This window comes from Achromobacter veterisilvae, assembly GCF_037619525.1.
In the GTDB taxonomy this organism is placed as follows: domain Bacteria; phylum Pseudomonadota; class Gammaproteobacteria; order Burkholderiales; family Burkholderiaceae_B; genus Achromobacter; species Achromobacter veterisilvae.
Genome location: NZ_CP148753.1, coordinates 2559723 through 2574460 on the forward strand (window position 1 = coordinate 2559723; position 14738 = coordinate 2574460).

Annotated in this window: 16 protein-coding genes; 9 read left to right on the top strand and 7 right to left on the bottom strand. The window is 66.6% G+C overall.

All coding sequences use genetic code 11. The features are described 5' to 3' along the window. The first annotated feature begins 26 nt into the window (after window positions 1-26). From WHX56_RS11800 to WHX56_RS11840, 9 genes are all read left to right on the top strand, one after another. Window positions 27-902, top strand: coding sequence for a tripartite tricarboxylate transporter substrate binding protein (locus WHX56_RS11800; protein WP_338881772.1), 876 nt, complete (start codon window positions 27-29; stop codon window positions 900-902). A gap of 166 nt (window positions 903-1068) precedes the next feature. Next, window positions 1069-1464: a hypothetical protein gene (locus tag WHX56_RS11805; RefSeq protein ID WP_338881288.1), complete on the top strand. Its 396-nt coding sequence runs from the start codon at window positions 1069-1071 to the stop codon at window positions 1462-1464. Further along, window positions 1461-2309 carry an alpha/beta hydrolase gene (locus WHX56_RS11810; protein ID WP_338881289.1) on the top strand — a complete coding sequence of 283 codons (849 nt, stop codon included), beginning with the start codon at window positions 1461-1463 and terminating at the stop codon, window positions 2307-2309. The genes WHX56_RS11805 and WHX56_RS11810 overlap by 4 nt, the downstream gene beginning before the upstream one ends. Before the next feature lie 51 nt (window positions 2310-2360). Beyond that, window positions 2361-3524, top strand: coding sequence for an ABC transporter substrate-binding protein (locus tag WHX56_RS11815; protein ID WP_129246944.1), 1164 nt, complete (start codon window positions 2361-2363; stop codon window positions 3522-3524). 17 nt (window positions 3525-3541) lie between these two features. Beyond that, entirely contained in the window at window positions 3542-4411 is an 870-nt protein-coding gene (locus tag WHX56_RS11820) for a branched-chain amino acid ABC transporter permease (RefSeq protein WP_338881290.1), read from the top strand. Window positions 4412-4414: 3 nt separating this feature from the next. After that, the gene (locus WHX56_RS11825; protein WP_129246940.1) at window positions 4415-5389 is read left to right on the top strand and encodes a branched-chain amino acid ABC transporter permease; all 975 of its coding nucleotides are present in this window, start codon (window positions 4415-4417) and stop codon (window positions 5387-5389) included. Then, a complete protein-coding gene (locus WHX56_RS11830; RefSeq protein ID WP_129246938.1) occupies window positions 5386-6168 on the top strand; it encodes an ABC transporter ATP-binding protein in 783 nt (260 codons plus the stop codon). Before WHX56_RS11825 ends, WHX56_RS11830 begins: the two co-directional genes overlap by 4 nt. Further along, a complete protein-coding gene (locus WHX56_RS11835) occupies window positions 6155-6868 on the top strand; it encodes an ABC transporter ATP-binding protein (RefSeq protein WP_129246936.1) in 714 nt (237 codons plus the stop codon). The genes WHX56_RS11830 and WHX56_RS11835 overlap by 14 nt, the downstream gene beginning before the upstream one ends. 64 nt (window positions 6869-6932) lie before the next feature. Then, on the top strand, window positions 6933-7682 hold the full coding sequence (locus WHX56_RS11840) for an N-acyl homoserine lactonase family protein (RefSeq protein WP_338881773.1): 750 nt from the start codon (window positions 6933-6935) through the stop codon (window positions 7680-7682). 24 nt (window positions 7683-7706) lie between these two features. On the opposite strand, the gene WHX56_RS11845 is transcribed toward WHX56_RS11840, so the two are convergent. The 7 genes from WHX56_RS11845 to WHX56_RS11875 form a co-directional block, all read right to left on the bottom strand. Then, the gene (locus WHX56_RS11845) at window positions 7707-8552 is read right to left on the bottom strand and encodes a branched-chain amino acid aminotransferase (RefSeq protein WP_129246934.1); all 846 of its coding nucleotides are present in this window, start codon (window positions 8550-8552) and stop codon (window positions 7707-7709) included. A 95-nt stretch (window positions 8553-8647) separates the two neighbouring features. Further along, the gene (locus WHX56_RS11850; RefSeq protein WP_338881292.1) at window positions 8648-9673 is read right to left on the bottom strand and encodes an ABC transporter substrate-binding protein; all 1026 of its coding nucleotides are present in this window, start codon (window positions 9671-9673) and stop codon (window positions 8648-8650) included. Between the two features lie 120 nt (window positions 9674-9793). Then, the gene (locus WHX56_RS11855; protein WP_129246930.1) at window positions 9794-10777 is read right to left on the bottom strand and encodes a branched-chain amino acid ABC transporter permease; all 984 of its coding nucleotides are present in this window, start codon (window positions 10775-10777) and stop codon (window positions 9794-9796) included. Further along, window positions 10774-11661: a branched-chain amino acid ABC transporter permease gene (locus WHX56_RS11860; RefSeq protein ID WP_129246928.1), complete on the bottom strand. Its 888-nt coding sequence runs from the start codon at window positions 11659-11661 to the stop codon at window positions 10774-10776. Before WHX56_RS11860 ends, WHX56_RS11855 begins: the two co-directional genes overlap by 4 nt. A 92-nt stretch (window positions 11662-11753) precedes the next feature. Further along, window positions 11754-12968, bottom strand: coding sequence for an ABC transporter substrate-binding protein (locus WHX56_RS11865; protein WP_287754641.1), 1215 nt, complete (start codon window positions 12966-12968; stop codon window positions 11754-11756). Window positions 12969-13028: 60 nt separating this feature from the next. Next, a complete protein-coding gene (locus WHX56_RS11870) occupies window positions 13029-13739 on the bottom strand; it encodes an ABC transporter ATP-binding protein (protein WP_013392192.1) in 711 nt (236 codons plus the stop codon). Then, a complete protein-coding gene (locus WHX56_RS11875; protein WP_129241885.1) occupies window positions 13736-14509 on the bottom strand; it encodes an ABC transporter ATP-binding protein in 774 nt (257 codons plus the stop codon). Before WHX56_RS11875 ends, WHX56_RS11870 begins: the two co-directional genes overlap by 4 nt. Window positions 14510-14738 lie beyond the last annotated feature (229 nt).

Below are 14738 nucleotides of genomic sequence, written 5' to 3' on the forward strand. Positions count from 1 at the left end.
ACTCATACCCCGCGAAGCCCGTGACGATGATCGTGCCTTATCCGGCGGGAGGCGCCACGGACGTGGTGGCGCGGGCAGTTGCGGAGAAGTTGACGCAGTCCTGGGGCAAGTCGGTCATCGTCGAGAACCGTGCCGGCGCCGGCACGACCATCGGCGCCAGCGCGGTGGCGCGCGCCCAGGGCGACGGCTATACGCTGTTCATGACCACGTCGGCCCACACCATCAGCGGCCATCTCTACACCAAGCTCAACTACGACCCGGTCAAGGACTTCGCGCCCATCACGCTGGTCACCAAGGTTCCGCTGGTGCTGGTGGTCAATCCGGCGGTTCCCGCCACGAACCTGCAGGAATTCCTGGCCTACCTGAAGCAGGACGGCGCGGCGGTCAATTTCGCGTCGCCGGGCAACGGCACGGCCCAGCACCTGAGCGGCGAACTGTTCAAGATCGCCACGCAGTCCGCCATCACTCACGTGCCGTACCGCGGAGACGCGCCGGCCTTCACCGACCTGGCCGGCGGCCAGGTGCAGATGATGCTGGCGACGATCACCTCGGCGCTGCCGCTGATCCAGTCCGGCAAGCTGCGCGCGCTGGCCGTGGCCAACGGCAAACGCGTCCAGGCGCTGCGCGACGTGCCCACCTTCGCAGAGGCCGGCATGCCCGGGTTCGAGGCCGCCACCTGGTTCGGATTGCTGGCTCCGTCGTCGCTGCCGCCGGCTCGGGCGCGGCGCATCTACGAGGACGTATCGAAGATCGTCGCCACGCCCGACATGCAGGCGCGGATCGAGGGGCTGGGAGGAGAGGTCGTCAATAGCACGCCCGAAGCCTTCGCCGTATTCATGAATCAAGAGCAGGAGAAGTGGGGGCAGGCCGTCAAGGCTTCGGGCGCCGTCGCGGCGCAATAAGCACCCGCGCGCCCGCGGCTCGCGCGTTCCGAACGGCAGAAGCGGGCGCGGCAATGGAACTTGTCTCGTCCGGTTCCGTGTTGACACGGCAAGTTTTCGATCGATAGAATGTTCTTATAGAAAGAATAATCGTTCTGTTGAAAAGAACGATAACAGAGGAGGCACCATGGAAATCCCATCCGTTCCCGCTGAAGACAGCCGCGGCGCGCAGTTGGCCCGGCGATTCTGCCGCCTGGCGCCGTCGTTTTCGCGCCGGCGGGCCGTCCATCTGGACATGCTGCTGCGGTTCGGCGCGCATCCGGTGCTGGTGCGCGTGCGGGACGGACGCGTGGCGTCGGCGGAAACGCCTTCCCTGCCGCTGCCGTCCTGCGACTTTGCTGTGCGGGCGTCGGAGGAGGCCTGGTCGCGTTTCTGGCAGTCCGTGCCGGCCGCGGGCTGGCACGACATCTTTGCGCTCGGCAAGCGGCGCGAACTCGTCATCGACGGCAATCTGCAGCCGCTGATGGCCCATCTGCAATTCATCAAGGACCTGCTGGCGGTAGGCCGGGAGGCTCAAGCATGACGGCGGCCCTGGAACCCATCGTCGGCCGCTACGTGTCGTTCGATATCGCCGGCAAGACTTGCCGCGTCTATTTCGAAGAGGCCGGCAGCGGCATCCCCCTGGTCTGCCTGCATACGGCGGGCGCGGACAGCAGACAGTACCGGCACATGATGTGCGACGCCGACATCACGTCGCGGTATCGCGTCATCGCGTTCGACCTGCCCTGGCATGGCAAGTCCTATCCGCCGGAAGGCTGGCAGGACGAGGAATACCGCTTGTCGACGGAACTTTACGTCGAGACCATATTGGCGTTTTGCGACGCGCTGGCGCTGGACCGCCCCGCCTTGATCGGCTGCTCGATCGGCGGGCGCATCGTGCTGCAGCTCGCCCATCTGCACGGGGAGCGCTTCCGCGCGTTGATCGGCGTGGAGGCGGCGGACTTCCAGGAACCCTGGTACGACACCGCATGGCTGCACCGGGGCGATGTGCACGGCGGCGAGGTTTGCGCCGCGCTGGTCTCGGGCCTGGTCGCGCCGCAGTCGCCGGCCGTGCATCGCCACGAGACGCTCTGGCAGTACATGCAGGGCGGGCCGGGCGTGTTCCGCGGCGATCTCTACTTCTATCGCGTGGACGGCGATCTGCGCGGCCGGCTGGACGGCATCCGCACCGACCGGTGCCCGCTCTATCTGCTCACGGGCGAGTACGACTTTTCCTGCACCCCTGAAGACACTTTGCGGACCGCCGCCGGCATACCCGGCGCGCAAGTCACCGTCATGCGCGAGTTGGGGCACTTCCCGATGAGCGAAAACCCGCGGCAGTTCCGTGGCTACGTGCTGCCGGTACTGGACGCCATCGCCCGCCGGTAGAGCGGACGCAACCGACGGGCAGCCACTGCCCGCGCACCCACAGGAGACATCATGCGTTATCCGATCATTCTGGCCGGCCTCGTGGCCCTGGCCACGTTGCCCGCCGCGCAGGCGCAGGAGACCCTTAAACTGGGCGCGCTGGTTACGCTGTCCGGCGCCGGCGCCGCCTGGGGGCAGGGCATGAAGAATGCCGCAGAGGTGGCGGCCGACCAGGTCAACGAGGCGGGCGGACTGGAGGTCGGCGGCAAGAAGTACCGTGTCCAGGTCGTTGCCTACGACGACAAGTACCAGGCCAACGAAGCCGTGACCGTGGCCAACCGGCTGGTGTTCGAGGACAAGGTCCGCTACATCGTGGGGCCGGTCGGCTCCGCGCCGGTCCTGGCGATCCAGCCGATGACCGAAAAGAACAAGGTCATCCTGCTGACGCTCGGGTTCACCGCCAAGGCGCTGTCGGCCGACAAGCCCTACACGTTTCGTCCCAATGTGACCACGGCCGAGGTTTCGCAGCCGCAGATCGACTGGTTCGTGAAGGCGCAGGGGTTGAAGAAGGTGGGCGCGCTGTTCCCCAACGACGAGACCGGGCAGCAGATCGCGCTGGACCTCGAAGCCGCCTACAAGAAAGCGGGCGCGGCGCTGTCGACGAAGGAATTCTTCGAGCGCGACCGCGTAGATTTCGTGCCGCTGCTGACCCGCATGATGGCGCGCGGCATCGACGCGATCGAACTGGACGGAAACTCTCCCACCACGGCCGGCCTGATCGTCAAGCAGGCGCGCGAGCTCGGTTTCGAGGGGCGCATCGTCCGCACCGGCGGACCCGCTACCCAGGAGATCGTGAACGTGGCCGGAAAACAGGCCACCGAAGGCATGCTGGTCCACACGCCGATCGATCCGGACCTGCCCGCGACCAAGGCCTACGCCGAACGGTATGCGGCCAAGTACAAGCATTCCATGAACGGCTTCAGCCCGGCGTTCTACGACGGCACGCTCATGCTGTTCGAGGCCATGCGTCGCGCCGGCACCGTCGAAGACACCGAACGCGTGCGGGCCGAGATGGAGAAGCTCGACGGCTTCGAGGGTTCCCTGGGCAGGCTGAGCTGGACCGGGCGCGCCATGTACGGCATCGACCACCAATTGAACGCGCCTTTCTATGTCGCCGAGGTCAAGGACGGCCGCGAAGTCATACGGGCGCGCTGCACCGTCGAGGGGTGCCGCTGAGGCGGCGGAGGATCGACGTGGACTGGAGCATTCTGTTGACGCAGGCCACGATCAACGGCTTGATCGTGGGGCTGCTGTACCTGCTGATGGCGGTGGGATTCACGCTGGTGTTCGGCGTAATGAGGATGGTGAACTTCGCGCACGGCGAGTTCTACATGCTCGGCGCGTTCGGGGCCTATTTCCTGACCACCCAGGCAGGCCTGTCTTTCCTGCCGGCGGTGGCCTTGACGTTCGCGCTGGCGGTCGCCGGGGGCGCGGTGCTGGAATGGGGCGTGCTCAAGCCGTTTCGCCGGGACGAACTCAACGGCATGATCGCGACCATCGGCCTGGCGATGATTCTGCAGAACGTCGCCCTGATGTTCTTCGGGCCCGATCCGCTGTCCATGCCGGCCGTCGCCCAGGGCACCGCCAGGTTCGACAAGGTCGTCGTCCCTTTGTCGCGCATCTATGTGGTGGCGTTCGCGCTGCTGGCCTTGGCGCTGCTTTACGGGTTTCTGCGCTATTCCCGCCCCGGCCGGGCGCTGCGGGCGGTGGTGGAGGATTTCGAGATCGCGGCCATACAGGGCATCCGCTCCCGCATCTACTACCCGCTGGGTTTCGGCCTGGGGGTCGGCCTTGCGGCCGTGGCGGGGGCGTTGATGGCGCCGCTGTTCTCGGTGTCGCCGTTCGTCGGCGCCACGCCCTTGCTCAAGGCGTTCATCGTGGTGATCCTGGGCGGGCTGGGCAGTATCCCCGGGGCGGCCGTGGCCGGCCTGGCGCTGGGCCTGGCCGAGAGCTACGGCAGCCTGATGTTCGAAAGCAGCACCGCGGACATGTTGATTTTCGCCATTGTGATCGTGATGCTGGTCGTGCGGCCCAAGGGGCTGCTGGGCCGGGGGGAGGCATAAGCCATGACGGAACTTTCTCTTGCGTCCGGCCCGGCGCGGCCCGCGCCGCTGCGCTGGCTGCTGTGGGTCGCGCTGGCCGCGGCCGCGGTGGCGCCGTGGTTCGCCGGGCCTTTCGTCCAGCACTTGGCGGTGTTGACCTGCCTCAATGTGCTGATCGTCAACGGCCTGGCCTTGATCGCGCGCTGCGGCCAGCTTTCGCTGGGGCACGCCGCCTTCGTCGCCGTGGGCGCCTATGGGTCGGTGCTGGCCGCGCGCTATCTGGGGCTGGGGTTCCTGTCCGGGGCGCTGGCCGGCATTGCGCTGACGGCGCTGGTCGCGCTGGCGCTGGGGGCGGTCATCCTGCGCCTGAAGGGCGTGTATTTCGTGCTCGTCACGTTCGCATTCGGGGAGTTGCTGCGGCTGATCCTGCTTGACGGCGCCTCCTGGTCCGGCGGGGCCAACGGCATCGCGGGTATCGAGCCCGCCTCCATCGCGGGACTGGCGTTCGACTCCCGCGCCCGGTTCTACGGACTGGCGCTGTTCATCGCATTGGGCTCGGTCGGCTTGTTGAGCGCGCTGGCGCGGCGGCCGTTCGGCCATGCGATCGACGCGGTGGCCGAGAACCCGGCGCTGGCCGAATCCACCGGACTCGGCGTGCGCCGTATCCAGTTGTGCGCGTTCGTGGGCGGTTGCGCGCTTGCCGCGGCGGGGGGCGCGCTGCAGGCGCGCTACGTGGGCTACGTGTCGCCGGAATCGTTCAATGCCAGCATCTCCATCGGCTTCATCATCATGCTCGTCATCGGCGGAAGGCGCTCGGTATGGGGCGGGCTGATCGGCGCCATGGTGCTGACGCCATTGCCGGAACTGTTCCGCGGCGCGGTGCAGACGCAACACATTTTCTATGGCGCGGCGCTGATCCTCATCCTGCGCTTTTTGCCGGCGGGCCTGGCGGGCCTGCCGGGCCCCTGGCAAGCCCGCGGCGGCAAGGAGTCCCAATGAACCAGTCCTTATTGCAGGTCGAGGGCCTGTCGCGCAGCTTCGGCGGCCTGGCGGCCCTGCGCGGCCTGAGCTTTTCCGTGGCCGAGGGCGAAATCGTCGGGCTGATCGGCCCGAACGGAGCGGGCAAGACCACGGCGTTCAACGTCATCAGCGGCACCATGCCGCCCAGCGCCGGCCGCGTGCGTTTCGACGGCCGCGACATTTCGGGCGGCCCGCCCAGCCGGGTGGTCGTGCAAGGCCTGGCACGCACCTTCCAGTCCACGTCGACCTACCCTGACGCCACGGTGGCGGAGAACATCCGGCGCGGCATGTTGTCGCGTGTCCGGCATTCCTGGCTGCGCCGGCTGGCTGGGCGCAGCCACGATCTGCTGGACGATGCGCAGATCGCGCACGAGGTCGACCGCCTGTTGGCCTTGCTGGATCTCCAGGCCTGGCGCGACGCGCCAGCGGGGGCCCTGGCCTACGGCCTGCAGAAGAAGCTGGGGATCGCGGTGGCGCTGGCCTGCCGTCCCCGGATGCTGCTGCTCGACGAGCCCGCGGCCGGGCTGAACCACGAAGAGTGCAACGAACTGGGCCGGCTGTTGCGCAGGCTGCGGTCGGAGGAGGGCCTGACGATGCTGCTGGTCGAGCATCACATGGCGCTGGTCATGGAGTTGTGCCATCGCATCGTCGTTCTGGTCCAGGGAGAGAAAATCGCCGAAGGCGCGCCGCAGGCCATACGCGAGAACCCCGCCGTCATCGAAGCCTATCTGGGAGCCCCCGACTATGCCCATGCTTGAAGTCCAGGACCTGAAGGTGCGCTATGGCCGGCTGGAAGCCGTGCGCGGAGTCAGCTTCGCGGTGGAGCGCGGCCAGATCGTGGCGCTGGTCGGTTCCAACGGAGCGGGCAAGAGTTCCACCTTGAAAGCGCTGATCGGCCTGGCGCCGGCGGCGGCCGGCCGGATTCTGTTCGACGGCCGCGATATCGCCAGCCTGGGATCCGCCGCCCGAGTGGCCGGCGGCCTGTCCCTGTCGCCCGAGGGGCGCCGGCTATTCGGCCGCATGACCGTAAAGGACAACCTGCTGGCCGGCGCGCACGCGGTCCGTTCGCCCGCCGGCGTGCGCAGCCGGCTGGACGAAATCTACGCGCTGTTTCCGCGGGTGCATGAACGCCGGGCCCAGTTGGCGGGGTCGCTGTCCGGCGGCGAGCAGCAGATGGTGGCCATCGGCCGCGCAATGATGGCGCAGCCGCGCTTGCTGATGCTCGACGAACCCTCGCTCGGCATCGCGCCGAAGATCGTGGCGGAGATCGCCGGCGCGATCGAACGCATCAACCGGGAAAGCGGCATCGCCATCATGCTGGTGGAGCAGAATGCGCGGCTTGCGCTGCGCCTGGCCCACCAGGCATACGCTTTCGAGCACGGCGAAGTCGTGCGCAGCGGCAGCGGGGCCGATCTGCTGGCGGACCCGTTCGTGCAGAAAGCCTATCTGGGAGTCTGACTTGAACGATCGGAGGCCGGGCGCCACGCCCGAATACGAAGTCTATGCCATCCGCTATGCGCGGATGCCGCGGCGGCGGCGCGACAACTTCCTCGGCGGGGATCCGCATGACGGCGACATGCCCATGGATTTCTTCGTATGGTTGCTGCGCGGCGCGGAAGGCATCGTGCTGGTCGACACGGGGTTCAACGCCGATATGGCGCGGAAGCGCCGCCGCGAGCTGATCCACTGTCCCATCGAGGCGCTGGCGCCCCTGGGCGTGCGCCCCGAGGACGTGCAGCACGTGGTGCTGACGCATCTGCATTACGACCATGCCGGCAATCTCGACCGCCTGCCGCAAGCGCGTTTCCATGTACAGGATGCCGAGATGGACTATGCCACCGGCCGGTGCATGTGCTTCGAACCGCTGCGGCACGCCTATGCGGTCGAGGATGTGGTCGCGCTGGTCAGGCGCGTCTATGAAGACAGGGTCGTATTCCACGACGGCGATTCGGTGCTGCTGCCCGGCATCGAACTGCTGAAGATCGGCGGCCACACCAAGGGCTTGCAGGCCGTGCGCGTGCACACGGCGAGAGGCTGGGTTGTGCTGGCTTCGGACGCAAGCCACTACTACGAAAACATGGGGGCGGGGCGCCCCTTTCCCATCGTGTACAACACGGTCGAGATGCTGTCGGGATACGCCAAGCTGTCGGCCGCGGCGCAATCCGAGGCACACGTCGTGCCCGGACACGATCCGGAGGTGCTGGCGCGCTACCCCCGCTGGCGGGAGTCGCCGCATGTGGCGGTGCTCCATGCGCCGCCCCGGGATTCCTGATCCCGGGAGCGGCTGCCGGGCGCGTCAGCGGCGGCCGGTGCTTTCCGCGTAATCCATGTACAGCTTGTGCGCGCGGCGCGCCATCGGGCCGTATTCCAGGGCGCGGTCTTCGACGCGGTTCACGTGCACGACCTTGCCGTAGTTGCCCGAAGAGAAGACTTCGTCGGCGGCTTCGACGTCGGCCCGCGTGAGGCTGCGTTCCTGCACCTCGACGCCGTCGGCCTTCAGCAGGGCCAGCACGCGGCGGCGGGTGATGCCGTTCAGGAAGGTGCCGTTGTCCACGGGCGTGGACACCACGCCGTCCTTGGCGATCCAGAGGTTGCTGGTGGCGAATTCGGCGATGTTGCCCGCGCCGTCCAGCATGATGGCGTTGTCGTAGCCTTTCTCCGCGGCTTCGCGGATGGCGCGTTGGCCGTTGGGGTAGAGGCAGGAGGCCTTGGCGTCGGTGGGCGCCATGTTGGGCCAGGACCGCGCGAAGCTGGAGAAGCAGGCGGAAAAGCCCTGGTCGCCGGGCATCGGGACCTTGAACACGTGCAGCACGAACTGCGTCTTGTCGGCGTCGGGCAGCAGGAAGCCGTCGGCGCAATAGAACATGGGCTTGATGTAGAGCTCGGTGCCCGGCGGGAACTTGGCCACGGCCTGCAGGCACAGCGATTGGATGTCTTCCCAGCCGATCTGCGGTTTCATCAGCATTTTCTCGGCCGAGCGCACCACGCGCTGGCAGTGCAGGTCCAGGTCGGGCGTCAGGCCGCGGAAGGCGCGGGCGCCGTCGAAGACCATGCTGGCCATCCAGAAGGCGTGGTCGGCCGGGCCGAGCAGTTTGGGATTTTCGGTGGTCCAGCGACCGTCGTGCCAGTACAGGGCGTCCATGGTTGTTTCCTTCGCTTGTATGGGGGGGCGCGTCGACCGCGCCGAAACGTCAGGATACATGAGCCGGGGAAGGGCGGCGGGCCGGGCCGCCGCCCTTATTCCTTCGCCAGCGCCGCCTGTACGCGCGCGGCGGTTTCGGCCGGCATCCATTGCCGCCAGACTTCGCCGTACTGCTTGAGGAAGTAGCGGGCGGCGTCCTCGGGTTCCTTGCCTTCGTTTTCCAGCCAGCCCAGGGTGGCGTCGATGGCGTCCTCCGGCACGGCCAGCTTGGCGAAGAAGGCGGCCAGTTGCGGCGCTTCTTTGGCGAAGCCGGCGTTCAGGCCCGTGACCACGGGGTTGGGCTTGAATTCCGTGGCGACCGGGTTGGCGCATTTCGGGTCGGTCATGCAGGTGTAGGCCCGCTGGTCGAAGGGCGGCAATTCCAGCTTGACCAGGTCCAGCGCGCCCACCAGCGAGGTCGGCGTCCAGTAGTAGAAGACGATGTCGCGCTTGCGCTTGTAGGCCGAGACGATGGCGGCCTTCTGGGCGGCGCCCGAGCCGGGCGCGAAGAGCGCGTAGTCGCGGTCCAGGCCCAGCGCGCGCAGCAGGTTGTCGTTGAGCGTGCCGCAGGCCCAGCCGGCGGGGCAGCCGTAGATGCGGCCGCGCCCCGGGTCCTCGGGGTCGGCGAACACCTCCTTGAAGCGCGTCAGGTCGGATGCGGCCTTCAGGCCGGGGTGGCGCTCCACGGTGTAGCGGGGCACATACCAGCCTTCGCCGGCATCGTAGACGTGGCCCACGCCCAGCACGCGGCCGCTGGCCAGCGCCTTCTTCCAGGCGCCCTCGATCTGTCCCGGCCAGACCTCGGGGGTGACGTCCACGTCTCCGCGCTGCAGCGCCGCCAGCATGGGCAGCGTCTCGCCGATCTCGACCGAGGTCTTGCAGCCGTAGCCGTGTTCGAGGACGTAGCGTTCGATGCCCGCCAGCACCAGGTTGGATTCCCAGTTCAGGCCGCTGAAGCGCACCGGGCGATCGACTTCGCAGGCCGGGGGCGAAGAGGGCGAGGCCTGGGCCGCCGCGGCGGACGGCATGGCCGCGGCCAACGCCAGGGCGCAAAAGGCGGAGGCGATGTGCAAGTTGCGCATGGTCGGGCACCTGTCGGGTTGGGTGCCTGTCATTGTACGGGGCCGGCGGGAGGCGGCCGCGGGGCCGCAATGCAAACGGGGCCGCATGCGGCGGCCCCGTCCGGTCATGGGGTGTGCGTTCTAGGCGCGGGCGGCGCGCCGGCGGTTCACGAACGCGCCGATCTCGCCCACGATGCCGCGGCGGAACGCCAGCACGCAGATCACGAAGATCAGGCCGATCACGATCGTGACGGATTCGCCCAGGCGCAGGAACCAGTCCACGCCGGTCAGGCTGGCCATGGCCTGGCCGAAGTCGCCCACCTTGTTCTCGAGCAGCACGACGATGAAGGCGCCCAGGATGGGGCCGGTCAAGGTGCCCAGGCCTCCGATCAGCGTCATGAGGATCACCAGGCCGGACATCTGCCAGGTGGCGTCGGACAGGGTGGCGGACACGAACACCAGCGTCTTGGTGGCGCCGGCGAGCCCGGCGATGGCGGCGGACAGCACGAAGGCGAGCAGCTTGAAGCGGTCGACGTCGTAGCCCAGCGAGATGGCGCGCGGCTCGTTCTCGCGCAGGGCCTGCAGCACTTGCCCGAAGGGCGAGTGCACCGTGCGCCAGATGATGAAAAAGCCCAGCGCGAACACGCCCATCACGACGTAGTACAGGTTCAGGTCCTTGGACAGGTCGACCAGGCCCAGCAAGGTGCCGCGCGGCACGCTTTGCAGCCCGTCTTCGCCGCCGGTGAACTTGGCCTGCAGGAAGAAGAAGAACACCATCTGCGCCAGCGCCAGGGTGATCATGGCGAAATAGATGCCGCTGCGGCGGATGGCGAGCGCGCCCATGGCCAGGCCCAGCAGCGCCGCGACGGCCACGCCGAACAGCAGGCCGATCTCGGTGGGAAAGCCCCAGACCTTCATGGCGTGCCCGGCGGCATAGGCCGCGCTGCCCAGGAAGGCGGCATGGCCGAACGACAGGAGCCCGGTGAAGCCCAGCAGCAGGTTGAACGCGCAGGCGAAGAGCGCGTAGCACATGACCTTCATGGCGAAGATCGGATACACCCCGACGAAGGGAAGAATGGCCACCACGATGGCCAGCGCCGCATAGCCCAGGAATTGACGATTCATTTCTCTTTTCCGAACAGCCCGGCCGGGCGAATCAACAGAACAATGGCCATGATGATGAAGACGACCGTGCTGGAGGCTTCGGGCCAGAACACCTTGGTCAGGCCTTCGATGACGCCCAGGCCCAGCCCGGTGACGATGGCGCCCATGATGGACCCCATGCCTCCGATCACGACGACCGCGAACACGACGATGATGAGGTTGGACCCCATCAGCGGGGAAATCTGCAGCACGGGCGCGGCCAGCACGCCGGCGAAGCCCGCCAGCGCCACGCCGAAGCCGTAGGTCAGCGTGATCATGCGGGGCACGTTGACGCCGAAGGCCTCGACCAGCTTCGGGTTTTCGGTGCCGGCGCGAAGCAGCGCGCCCAGCCGGGTGCGCTCGATCACGAACCAGGTGGCCAGGCACACGATGATGGAAGCCGCCACGACCCAGCCGCGGTAGTTCGGCAGGATCATGAAGCCCAGGTTGGTCGCGCCGCGCAGGGCGTCGGGCGTGGGGTAGGGCTGGCCCGACACGCCGTAGAAACTGCGGAACAGCCCCTCGATGAGCAGCGTCAGCCCGAAGGTCAGCAGCAGCCCGTACAGGTGGTCGAGCTTGTACAGATGCTTGAGCAGGAGTTTTTCGATGATGATGCCGAACAGCCCCACGATCAGCGGCGCCAGGATCAGCATGACCCAGTAGTTCAACCCGAAGTACGACAGGCCCATCCAGGCGACGAACGCGCCCAGCATGTAGAGCGCGCCGTGCGCGAAGTTGATGACGTTCAGCAGCCCGAAGATGACGGCCAGCCCGAGGGACAGCATGGCGTAGAAGGAGCCGTTGACCAGGCCTAGCAATAGCTGGCCGAACAAGGCCTGTATGGGGATGCCGAAAAAGTCAGTCATCTTGTAAAAATCCTGCGCGTACGGATGGATGCGGGCGATTCGGGATGCTGCCCGGCGGGTGGCCGGGCAGCATCAGGGACAAATGGGCTGGATTACTTCTTGACCAGCTTGCAGGTGGACTCGGACAACTTGGTGTAGACCTCGTCGCCGGGCAGCGTCGCCACGACCTTGTAGTAGTCCCACGGACCCTTGGACTCGGCAGGCGTCTTCACCTGCATCAGGTACATGTCGTGGATCATGCGGCCGTCTTCGCGCACGTAGCCGCCCTGGGCGAAGAAGTCGTTGACCTTGTTCGACTTCATCCACTTCATCACCGCGTCGGCATCGTCCGTGCCCGTGGCCTTGACGGCGTTCAGGTAGAAGGACGCCGCCGAGTAGTCGCCGGCCTGCAGCATGGAGGGCTTGCGGCCCACCTTGTCTTCGAATTTCTTGGACCAGGCGCGCGACGCGTCGGATTGATCCCAGTACCAGCCGTCGGTCAGGTACATGCCTTGCGTGGCTTGCAGGCCCAGCGAGTGCACGTCGTTGATGAACACCAGCAGGCCGGCCATCTTCATGGTCTTGGTCACGCCGAATTCGTTGGCGGCCTTGATGGTGTTGATGGTGTCGCCGCCGGCGTTGGCCATGCCGAGGATCTGGGCCTTGGAGGCTTGGGCCTGCAGCAGGAAGGACGAGAAGTCCGAGGCGCCCAGCGGCGCGCGCACCTGGCCCTTGATCTCGCCGCCCGCGGCCTTGACCACGGCAATGGTGTCGCGCTCCAGCGCATGGCCGAACGCGTAGTCGGCGGTCAGGAAGAACCAGCTCTTGCCGCCGTCCTTCACCACCGCGGAACCCGTTCCGCGCGCCAGCGCGACGGTGTCGTAGGCGTAGTGGACGGTGTAGGGCGAACATTGGGCGTTGGTCAGGTCGGACGCGCCGGCGCCCACCGCGATGAAGGGCTTCTTCTTTTCGGCCGCGACCGCGGCCATGGCCAGGCTGGTGGCCGAGTTGGTGCCGGCGACGATGACGTCGACCTTCTGCTGGTCGAACCATTCGCGCGCGCGGGCGGAGGCCACGTCGGCCTTGTTCTGGTGGTCAGCGGACACCACTTCGATCTTCTTTCCGTTGATGGTGCCGCCAGCGTCTTCGATCGCCATCCGGATCGCGTCCAGACCGGCCTTGCCGTCGATGTCGGAATACACGCCCGACATGTCAGTGATGAAGCCGATGCGGATGACATCGTCGGAGATACCTTGCGCGTGGGCGGTTGCCCCCGCAAATCCCAGGCCCGCCAAGGCCAGTGCAGCAGTGATGGTGTGCAGCTTCATGGGATGACTCCTCTTCCCTACGGTGTAGTGTTGCCGGGGTTCCGGCGGATGACAGGTTTTTTACACGCCCAGCAGTTCGTTGAGCGTGTCCTGTTTTTCTGAAAGTTCTGCGGCTTCGAAGTGCTCGACGATCTGGCCGTGCTCCATGACGTAGAAGCGGTCGGCCAGCGGCGCGGCGAAGCGGAAGTTCTGTTCCACCATGACGATGGTGTAGCCCCGCTGCTTGAGCGCCGTGATCATGCGCGCGAGCGCCTGCACGATGACGGGCGCGAGGCCTTCGGAGATCTCGTCGAGCAGCAGCAGGTTGGCGCCGGTTCGCAGGATGCGCGCGACGGCCAGCATCTGTTGTTCGCCCCCGGACAGGCGGGTGCCGGGAGAGTTCCGGCGTTCCTGCAGGTTGGGGAACATGTCGTAGATCTCGGCCAGCGACATGCCGCCGCCCAGCGAGCCGACGACAGGAGGCAGCAGCAGGTTCTCTTCGCACGACAGGCTGGCGAAGATGCCGCGTTCCTCGGGGCAATAGCCCACGCCCAGGTGGGCGATCTTGTAGGTGGGCAGGTCGATGGCCTCGGTGCCGTGGATGCGCACCGAACCCTTGCGCGATCCCGTCAGGCCGAGAATGGCCCGCAGGGTCGTGGTGCGCCCGGCGCCGTTGCGCCCGAGCAGGGTGACCACTTCGCCTTGCCCCACGCGCATGTCCACGCCATGCAGGATATGCGATTCCCCGTACCAGGCCTGCAGGCCCGAAATTTCCAGTGCCGGGGTGCTCATGCGTGCGCTCCTTGAAGTTCGCCCTCGGTGGTGCCCATGTAGGCCTGCATCACTGCCGGATGGCGGGAGACTTCGGCGTAGGATCCTTCGGCCAGCACGGAACCGCGAGCCAGCACGGTGATGGTGTCGGCGATGGAGGACACGACATTCATGTTGTGTTCCACCATGAGGATGGTCCGTCCGGCGCTGACCCGCTTGATCAACTGCGTGACGCGGTCCACGTCTTCGTGGCCCATGCCCTGGGTGGGTTCGTCCAGCAGCATCAGTTCGGGCTCCATCGCCAGCGTGGTGGCGATTTCGAGCGCGCGCTTGCGGCCGTACGGCAGGTTGACGGTGGTTTCATTGGCGAACGCGCCCAGGTCCACCTGGTCGAGCAGGGCCCGCGCGGGCTCGTTCAGCGAGGCTAGCTGCCTGTCGCTTTTCCAGAAGTGGAACGACAGGCCGGTCTTGCGCTGCAGGCCGATGCGCACGTTCTCCAGCACGGTCAGGTGGGGAAACACCGCCGAGATCTGGAATGAACGGATGATGCCGCGCCGCGCGATCTGCGAGGGCCGTTCGCCGGTGATGTCGACACCGTTGAACTTTATGCTTCCCGAAGTGGGAGAGAGAAACTTGGTGAGCAGGTTGAAGCATGTGGTCTTGCCGGCGCCGTTAGGCCCGATCAAGGCATGAATCTCGCCCCGCTTGATACGCAAATCGACCCCATTGACCGCGACGAAACCGCGGAATTCCTTCGTGAGGCCTTTTGTCTCCAGGATCGTGTCGTCCATATTCGCTGCACCAGCGTTGTATTTATTGGTCTGCACCTGCCGTGATTGCGGCAGGTCCCCGCGGGGTCGGAAAGACTGCGAAGTGCCGCAGTTTTACGATGAGTTGCCGGCGAGTATGCGCACCTATTTATCAAAATTCCATGAGGGTTTGTCATAGGTTTTGCAGTGCGGAAAGGGGAATTGTCGGCAGGCCGACAATGCTTGCACCTTAAGGGGAGAAAACGTTTCC

Excerpts from the sequence above, each read along its gene's own strand:
- WHX56_RS11815 (WP_129246944.1), top strand. The coding sequence starts at position 2,361 with ATGCGTTATCCGATCATTCTGGCCGGCCTCGTGGCCCTGGCCACGTTG.
- WHX56_RS11825 (WP_129246940.1), top strand. The coding sequence starts at position 4,415 with ATGACGGAACTTTCTCTTGCGTCCGGCCCGGCGCGGCCCGCGCCGCTG.
- WHX56_RS11845 (WP_129246934.1), bottom strand. The coding sequence starts at position 8,552 with ATGGACGCCCTGTACTGGCACGACGGTCGCTGGACCACCGAAAATCCC.
- WHX56_RS11805 (WP_338881288.1), top strand. The coding sequence starts at position 1,069 with ATGGAAATCCCATCCGTTCCCGCTGAAGACAGCCGCGGCGCGCAGTTG.
- WHX56_RS11810 (WP_338881289.1), top strand. The coding sequence starts at position 1,461 with ATGACGGCGGCCCTGGAACCCATCGTCGGCCGCTACGTGTCGTTCGAT.
- WHX56_RS11865 (WP_287754641.1), bottom strand. The coding sequence starts at position 12,968 with ATGAAGCTGCACACCATCACTGCTGCACTGGCCTTGGCGGGCCTGGGA.
- WHX56_RS11875 (WP_129241885.1), bottom strand. The coding sequence starts at position 14,509 with ATGGACGACACGATCCTGGAGACAAAAGGCCTCACGAAGGAATTCCGC.
- WHX56_RS11860 (WP_129246928.1), bottom strand. The coding sequence starts at position 11,661 with ATGACTGACTTTTTCGGCATCCCCATACAGGCCTTGTTCGGCCAGCTA.
- WHX56_RS11850 (WP_338881292.1), bottom strand. The coding sequence starts at position 9,673 with ATGCGCAACTTGCACATCGCCTCCGCCTTTTGCGCCCTGGCGTTGGCC.
- WHX56_RS11830 (WP_129246938.1), top strand. The coding sequence starts at position 5,386 with ATGAACCAGTCCTTATTGCAGGTCGAGGGCCTGTCGCGCAGCTTCGGC.
- WHX56_RS11800 (WP_338881772.1), top strand. The coding sequence starts at position 27 with ATGATCGTGCCTTATCCGGCGGGAGGCGCCACGGACGTGGTGGCGCGG.
- WHX56_RS11855 (WP_129246930.1), bottom strand. The coding sequence starts at position 10,777 with ATGAATCGTCAATTCCTGGGCTATGCGGCGCTGGCCATCGTGGTGGCC.
- WHX56_RS11835 (WP_129246936.1), top strand. The coding sequence starts at position 6,155 with ATGCCCATGCTTGAAGTCCAGGACCTGAAGGTGCGCTATGGCCGGCTG.
- WHX56_RS11870 (WP_013392192.1), bottom strand. The coding sequence starts at position 13,739 with ATGAGCACCCCGGCACTGGAAATTTCGGGCCTGCAGGCCTGGTACGGG.
- WHX56_RS11840 (WP_338881773.1), top strand. The coding sequence starts at position 6,933 with ATGCCGCGGCGGCGGCGCGACAACTTCCTCGGCGGGGATCCGCATGAC.